The sequence below is a fragment of the Collinsella sp. AM28-11LB genome (assembly GCF_003469895.1).
Lineage (GTDB): Bacteria > Actinomycetota > Coriobacteriia > Coriobacteriales > Coriobacteriaceae > Collinsella.
The window spans coordinates 1-7,542 of the sequence record NZ_QSKJ01000010.1 but is presented as its reverse complement, the minus strand read 5'-3'; the positions used below and the strand labels follow the sequence as shown (position 1 = coordinate 7,542).

The window sequence follows — 7,542 nt, the reverse complement described above, 5'->3', positions numbered from 1 at the left end:
CACCCCCTCGGAGAGCCCACGGCACTTTCGCACCAACGGGGCGAAAGTGCCATAGTGGGTTATTACACTTCCCGCAGGAAGTGCCTTCCCCGAACCCCCGTCCATTTTCAACAACCAAACATCTGAAATGGGAGGATTTTTGCCTATGGCGAGAGGCGACGGCATTGACCGCACCAACGCAAGAAATATGAGGCTGACCGCTGCTAAAATCGGCAACACCCAGCAGCACAACGAACGCGAGAAGGATTCCTATGTCAACCAGGACATTGTACCAGAGCGGACGTCGCTCAATGTCCATTTCAAGGTCCCATCCGCAGGGTATCAGGAGATGTTCTCCCAAATGGAGGCCGATGGTGTGATCTCCACCCGTGGCATTAAGGCGGACGCATTTCGATACGGTGAGTTGGTCTTTGATGTGAACTCCGCCTACTTCTACAATCACGGCGGCTATGACTTCGCAAAACAATTTTACACCGACGCATACAAATCCGCAATCAAAATCGTAGGTGGAGAGCAGTATATTTTGTCGGCGGTCATGCACGCCGACGAACGCAACCGGGCTATGTCCGAGGCGCTGGGAGAGGACGTGTACCACTACCACCTCCATGTGGTCTATATCCCGGTGGTGGAGAAGGAGATACGATGGACAAAGCGGTGCAAGGACAAATCCCTGGTGGGCAAGGTCAAAGAAACCGTTATGCAGGTCAGCATGAGCAAAAAGTGGGCATCCCAGCCCGCAGTAGACGAGGCCACCGGGGAGCCATTACGAACAGCAAAGGGCAAGCCTGTGCTGAGAAAGTCGTACAGCGTCTTGCAGGATGATTTCTTTCAGCAGATGCGCTCCGCTGGCTACACGGACTTGGAGCGTGGAGAGCGTGGCAGTTCCGAGGAACATCTGACGGTCACGCAGTTCAAGGTGAAGTGTGAACAGGAGCGGCTTGCACAGCTTCAGGAGGCGGCTGTGCTGGCCCAGGCCGAGGTTGACCGAAGGAACAGGGAGGCGGCAGCTGCCGAAAAGGAAGCGGCCCAGGCCAAGGCCAAACTAAGCGATGTGGCCCACATGCTGAAAGGCATGGAGAAGCTGGCGGAGGAATTTTCCAGCGACCCGGAACAGGTCTTGCCAGAAGCGGGACCGCTGGAATCGGCCAGGGCCTACCGGGAGAAAAAGGCCAAGCCCTTATGGGCGAAGATCGTCAAGGTGCTGCGGTCTGTCTACCGGGCCTACTGCGACCTCAAATCCAAATTTGAGCGGCTGCAAGCGGACTATGGCCGGGAGGTCAGCAAAAATAGTTCCTTATCAGAAAGGATTTACGAGGTCTGCGCCGAGAGGGACAGTCTAAAGGGAAAGGTCAGGGACTATGAGCGGGTCAGGCGGGCCATTGGCCCGGAACAGGCGGACAGAATATTAGAGGCCGCTTACCAGCAGGAACAGGCTGAAAAGGAACGGAAACGGGACGCAAGGCAAAAAGCAAGATTAGGCGCACGATAATCACCAAAAACGGAGGGTGTTCCAGTGAATGCCCTCCTGATTTATTTGGGGAATCGGGTAAAATAATTTCTTGTTTTTTAGAGTGTACTATGATATACTGCTATTATCTTGATTTGAGGAGTCTACCAAATATGCGGCAAGGTATTCTTAAATAAAATTTGATAATGGGCGCAAAAATGATTGCCCCTTGCAGGGGCTTAGTTTTTGTACCCAATTTAAGAATACTTTTGCCTTTTTAGTAAATATCGTGACGGACAGCGGCTCATGTAAGCCGTCATACTTCTGTTTGTCCGAAGTCATGATCCCCAGCGGTAAAAGTATTAGCCGCTGGGGATTTTTGCGCCCATTTGGGCCTTGTATGGAGGATAGACATGAACATTATCAATATCGGGATTCTTGCCCATGTAGACGCTGGAAAGACAACCTTGACGGAGAGCCTGCTATATGCCAGCGGAGCCATTTCAGAACCGGGGAGCGTCGAAAAAGGGACAACGAGGACGGACACCATGCTTTTGGAGCGGCAGCGTGGGATTACCATTCAAGCGGCAGTCACTTCCTTCCAGTGGCACAGATGTAAAGTCAACATTGTGGATACGCCCGGCCACATGGATTTTTTGGCGGAGGTGTACCGCTCTTTGGCTGTTTTAGATGGGGCCATCTTGGTGATCTCCGCTAAAGATGGTGTGCAGGCCCAGACCCGTATTCTGTTCCATGCCCTGCGGAAAATGGACATTCCCACCGTTATCTTTATCAATAAGATCGACCAGGCTGGCGTTGATTTGCAGGGCGTGTATCAGTCTGTTCGGGATAAGCTCTCCGCCGATATTATCATCAAGCAGACGGTGTCGCTGTCCCCGGAAATAGTCCTGGAGGAAAATACCGACATAGAAGCATGGGATGCGGTCATCGAAAATAACGATGAATTATTGGAAAAGTATATCGCAGGAGAACCAATCAGCCGGGAAGAACTTGCGCAGGAGGAACAGCGGCGGGTTCAAGACGCCTCCCTGTTCCCGGTCTATCATGGCAGCGCCAAAAAGGGCCTTGGCATTCAACCGTTGATGGATGCGGTGACAGGGCTGTTCCAACCGATTGGGGAACAGGGGAGCGACGCCCTATGCGGCAGCGTTTTCAAGGTGGAGTATACAGATTGTGGCCAGCGGCTCATCTATTTTCGGCTATACAGCGGAACGCTGCGCCTGCGGGATACGGTGGCTCTGGCCGGGAGAGAAAAGCTGAAAATCACAGAGATGCGTATTCCATCCAAAGGGGAAATTGTTCGGACAGACACCGCTTATCCGGGTGAAATTGTTATCCTTCCCAGCGACAGCGTGAGGTTAAACGATGTATTAGGGGACCCAACCCGGCTCCCTCGTAAAAGGTGGCGTGAGGACCCCCTCCCCATGCTGCGGACGTCGATTGCGCCGAAAACGGCAGCGCAAAGAGAACGGCTGCTGGACGCTCTTACGCAACTTGCGGATACTGACCCGCTTTTGCGCTGCGAGGTGGATTCCATCACCCATGAGATCATTCTTTCTTTTTTGGGCCGGGTGCAGTTGGAGGTTGTTTCCGCTTTGCTGTCGGAAAAATACAAGCTTGAAACAGTGGTAAAGGAACCCACCGTCATTTATATGGAGCGGCCGCTCAAAGCAGCCAGCCACACCATCCATATCGAGGTGCCGCCCAACCCGTTTTGGGCATCCATCGGACTGTCTGTTACACCACTCCCGCTTGGCTCCGGTGTACAATACGAGAGCCGGGTTTCGCTGGGATACTTGAACCAGAGTTTTCAAAACGCTGTCAGGGATGGTATCCGTTACGGGCTGGAGCAGGGCTTGTTCGGCTGGAACGTAACGGACTGTAAGATTTGCTTTGAATACGGGCTTTATTACAGTCCGGTCAGCACGCCGGCGGACTTCCGCTCATTGGCCCCGATTGTATTGGAACAGGCATTGAAGGAATCAGGGACGCAACTGCTGGAACCTTATCTCTCCTTCACCCTCTATGCGCCCCGGGAATATCTTTCCAGGGCTTATCATGATGCACCGAAATACTGTGCCACCATCGAAACGGTCCAGGTAAAAAAGGATGAAGTTGTCTTTACTGGCGAGATTCCCGCCCGCTGTATACAGGCATACCGTACTGATCTGGCCTTTTACACCAACGGGCAGAGCGTATGCCTTACAGAACTGAAAGGGTATCAGGCCGCTGTCGGCAAGCCAGTCATCCAGCCCCGCCGTCCAAACAGCCGCCTGGACAAGGTGCGCTATATGTTTCAGAAGATAATGTAACGTCTTGCGCAATGCAAGCGTTCATTGCTGGCTATTGCGAAATATCATTGATAAAATCAGTATCAGAGAGGAGAAACTATTTTGAACCAGGAACAGACGAGCTGTCTGGTAAACTTCAAGACGGAGAAGCCCTCTTACAAGGTCAAGCACAGCGTTGAGAACCCCATCGAGAAGCAGGCTATCTTCCCAAATCACCATGAGCCGATTATCGACACGGAAACATGGGAGCGTGTGCAGGAGTTACGCAAGCAGCGAAAACGCCCGAACCGCTATGATGAAGTGGGGCTGTTCTCTGGTATGCTGTTCTGCGCCGACTGCGGCCATGTGCTGTATCAGCAGCGGTATCAGAACAAGAACCGCAAGCACGTTGTGTTAGACCACTTTGGATACTGGGACTTTTCCTATAATCTTTCTTGCTTAAATAGCAGGCGAAAGCGAAGGAGCTCCTATGGTCACCAAGGATGATGCGTGTTGGATAATCGGCCTTTCCGCAGGTGCGGGCATTGGCGTATATCTTGATGGCGGCTGGGGCGTCGATGCGCTTGTCGGGCGTGAGACCAGGGCTCATAACGACATCGACCTGTTCGTTCAGCGCGGGGATTACCAAAGGTTCGTGGATCTAATTGCTGATGAGGGGTTTTCCGAGGTGGCTGCATCTTTCACCACCGAAGATCACACGGTGTGGCAAGACGAGGCGGGGCGCATCGTCGACCTGCATTGCTTCGATTTCGCCGAGAATGGCGATATTCTGTATCAGGGAGATCGTTTTCCCGGGGAGGTCTTTTCGGGGAGGGGGCGCATCGGCGAGGTGGAGGTGTCGTGCATCGACCCCGAAAGCCAGCTGTTGTTTCACTTGGGCTATCAGCATGACGAGCACGACGTCCACGATGTCATGCTCCTATGCCGTGAGTACGGTTTCGACGTTCCCGAAGAATATCGCTAGCTGTTGCTTTTTGCATCGGGTCACGACTTCAGCGCTTGCCGCAGATGCGCTGCGCCAGACCGCCCTGGACATCACGCCACGCCGTATATGGCCCTCCGCGCACGCGAGTCCCATTTCGCCTGCTTGATCCAGTACTCGTAGAACGGATAGGGGGTCACCTTGTACTGGCGCCAGGTCTTCTCGTACGTGCCGCGGGCCGCCTGCCTCACTATGAGCTCGGCGAGCTCGTCCGCGCTCCTGCGGACCTTGAAGCACCACGTCCACTTGAACCAGGCGAGGTAGTTCTCGAGGCGTCTCGTGGAGACGCCCCGGAACCTGCCGATGAAGTGCCTCATCTGGGAGTGGAGGCTGTTCACCCTGTTGATGGCGTGCTCCTCCCTCTTGCTGGCGATGTGCTCGCCGACGCCGAGGGCGGGCAGGACGCGGCGGTACACGTGCGCACGGTCCGTCGAGATTATCGCGCCGACCGCGAGCTTGTCGGCGAGCAGCTCCCTGGCTGCCGCCTCGTCGAGGCCGCCCCTCCCCGCGATCTCGTAGAAGATGTCGCCGGCGTCGTTGATGCCGGTGAGCACGCATATCTTCTCGTGCCCGTCGGTTCCCTGCGACCTTGCGCGGGGCTTCCTGGGCACGCCGGACTCCGACCTGGAGCGGTTTCCCTTGAAGCTCTCCCTGAAGAAGCACTCGTCGAGCTCGGCCCCGCCGCCGGCCTCCACGCGGAAGGCGGGCATGCGCTTGGCCATGGCCTCGAGCAGCCTGTGGCGCATGAAGAACGCCGTCTTGAGGCACACACCGCACTTTTCCGCCGACTCGCGCAGCGGGAGCATGTCCACGTGGCACTCCGCGAACCTCATCCAGGCCGACCTGTCGAGCTTGGTGGTGGAGAAGATGCGCATGGTGGCGTCGGTGAAGGTCCTGGCGCACCCTCGGCAGAGGAACCGCTGACGGCCGCGCCCGTCTCGCCCCCTCTTCACGTAATGCGGGGAGCCGCACCAGGGGCAGGCTCTGTCGGGATCGTCTTCCGCCCCCTCGCTTGCCGCGAGGTCGAAAAGCTCCGCGTCTATCAGCGCCTTGAGCGATCTCAGGGCCCTGCTCTTCTCGGCAGCCGTCATCTGCGGGAGGAACTGCCTCGTCAGCTGGGTGAGCACGTCTTCCATTGCAACCTCCATCTTTCCTGATGATGGAATTGTCGCAATTGGGGGTCCTGCTGCGTGTACTGTGCATAGGACACTTATCCAAAGCGGTCTAACACAACGCGCAAGCAGGACTGTTATATCTGCGGCAGCTACAAGAAGCGTACCCGTGACTGTACGGCACACTTTATCCGCACCGACCTTTTGACGGCGGGCGTGCTTTCCAATCTCCGGCAAGTGACGGAATACGCCGCCAGGCATGAGAGCCGCTTTGTAAAGCTGCTCATCCAGCAGAACGAAATCGGCGGCAAGAGAAAGACCGCCGCAGCCACGAAGCAGCTTGAACAGGCCCAGACACGCATTGCCGAAGTGAACCGCATTATCAAGCGGCTGTATGAGGACAATGTAAGCGGCAAAATCAGCGACGAGCGTTTCATGGAGCTGTCGGCGGACTATGAGCAGGAGCAGCGGGAACTGAAAGACCGGGCTGCCGCTTTGCAGGAGGAACTTTCCAAGTCGCAGGCCGCCACCGTCAACGCCGAGAAATTCATGGGGATTGTGAGAAAGCACCTTGCTTTTGAAGAATTGACCCCCACCCTCTTGCGGGAAATGATTGAGAAAATCGTCGTGCATGAGTGCAGCTATGACGAGAACGGCACCCGCAGGCAGGACATTGAGATTTATTACAGCTTTGTCGGCAAGATAGACTTGCCGGAAGCCTAACGCCTGACCTATCCGACACAGCCCTAAGTGCCGGATAGGAACGGCAAAATTTTTTACACTTCTATTACTTCTTTATCGCACATTAGCAAAAGATTGTGGGTTGTATCCCAATTTACGCTATTCTCAGGACAAGGGCGCAAAGTAGCGGTTGAAACAGTCTGGCTCTGGCGAATCGCATCGGCTTTTCCAGGCCAGGTGAAAGCATAACGTTCATCACCCTCTTCGACCTCGTCACCAAGAATGAGGCGAAGCTTCTCGAAGTCGATGGAGCCGTCGCCTTCGACAACGATCTCGGGGAACAGGGCCTTCATCTGCTCGATACGCTCGGCAACCAGGTCTTTGGACTCGAGGTCCATGGCCTTAATCTCTTCCATCGCAAATCTCCTTTATCTTTTCAGCGATCTCGTCGTTCTTTCTCTTTATCTCCTTGCCACGCATGCGCAGCTTCGCCTTTTCGTTTAGGGTAATGTCCTTGTCCCTGCCGGCGATCTGAATATCACGGAGTTCCTTGCTTAGCCTGTTGCTCTCGTCGATAAGTTCAGCAAGCTGGCCCCTGTCATGCTCATTGCACGTCGGATAGAATCCCAGCATCGGAACACTTCGTGACAACTGGATATTCCACGTAATGTCCTTCACGTAGCAAAGCAGGTCGCGTTGATCTAGCTCATCAAAAGCCAGGGTATCGAGAAACGTAGCGTACTGACGGTCCTCCTTCGCGAATCGACCCGTACTCTGAACATCCTCGACAACGACGGCGCCCTTCTCCGAAAGGCTCTTCCTGGTCACCGATGCGGAAATACACATATGGCTCTCTCCGTCGAATACGATGACCGTGGGGTTCGGAAAGCATTTGTGAAGAAGCTTGCCGACGTCAGCATAGGCCTCAGAATCGCCAGCCATCTCGCAACGCAGGAAGATGATTCCCGAGGCTTCGGTAGTTTGTGTGACAAGGGGCTAGCCTAGGCA

Annotated in this window: 5 protein-coding genes and 3 pseudogenes; 5 read left to right on the top strand and 3 right to left on the bottom strand. The window is 54.9% G+C overall.

The window, feature by feature from the left end; translation table 11 throughout:
• Positions 1-187: 187 nt before the first annotated feature.
• From DW732_RS07905 to DW732_RS07890, 4 genes and pseudogenes are all read left to right on the top strand, one after another.
• On the top strand, positions 188-1,489 hold the full coding sequence (locus DW732_RS07905; RefSeq protein WP_233539406.1) for a plasmid recombination protein: 1,302 nt from the start codon (positions 188-190) through the stop codon (positions 1,487-1,489).
• 371 nt (positions 1,490-1,860) lie between these two features.
• Positions 1,861-3,780 carry a tetracycline resistance ribosomal protection protein Tet(W) gene (tet(W), locus tag DW732_RS07900; protein WP_118099238.1) on the top strand — a complete coding sequence of 640 codons (1,920 nt, stop codon included), beginning with the start codon at positions 1,861-1,863 and terminating at the stop codon, positions 3,778-3,780.
• 84 nt (positions 3,781-3,864) lie between these two features.
• Positions 3,865-4,143: pseudogene (locus tag DW732_RS07895) on the top strand (recombinase family protein); the annotation flags it as partial.
• Positions 4,144-4,228: 85 nt separating this feature from the next.
• The gene (locus DW732_RS07890) at positions 4,229-4,723 is read left to right on the top strand and encodes a nucleotidyltransferase domain-containing protein (protein WP_039689008.1); all 495 of its coding nucleotides are present in this window, start codon (positions 4,229-4,231) and stop codon (positions 4,721-4,723) included.
• A 71-nt stretch (positions 4,724-4,794) separates the two neighbouring features.
• Here DW732_RS07890 and DW732_RS07885 read toward each other — a convergent pair whose 3' ends face one another.
• On the bottom strand, positions 4,795-5,877 hold the full coding sequence (locus DW732_RS07885; protein ID WP_052241584.1) for an IS1595 family transposase: 1,083 nt from the start codon (positions 5,875-5,877) through the stop codon (positions 4,795-4,797).
• Positions 5,878-5,967: 90 nt separating this feature from the next.
• Here DW732_RS07885 and DW732_RS07880 point away from each other — a divergent pair.
• Positions 5,968-6,576: pseudogene (locus tag DW732_RS07880) on the top strand (DUF4368 domain-containing protein); the annotation flags it as partial.
• A gap of 53 nt (positions 6,577-6,629) precedes the next feature.
• Here DW732_RS07880 and DW732_RS07875 read toward each other — a convergent pair.
• Complete coding sequence (locus DW732_RS07875) at positions 6,630-6,950, bottom strand: hypothetical protein (protein WP_199569773.1); 321 nt, start codon at positions 6,948-6,950, stop codon at positions 6,630-6,632.
• A pseudogene (locus DW732_RS07870) lies at positions 6,937-7,512 on the bottom strand (DUF4391 domain-containing protein); the annotation flags it as partial. The pseudogene DW732_RS07870 and the gene DW732_RS07875, both read right to left, overlap by 14 nt.
• Positions 7,513-7,542: the final 30 nt, after the last annotated feature.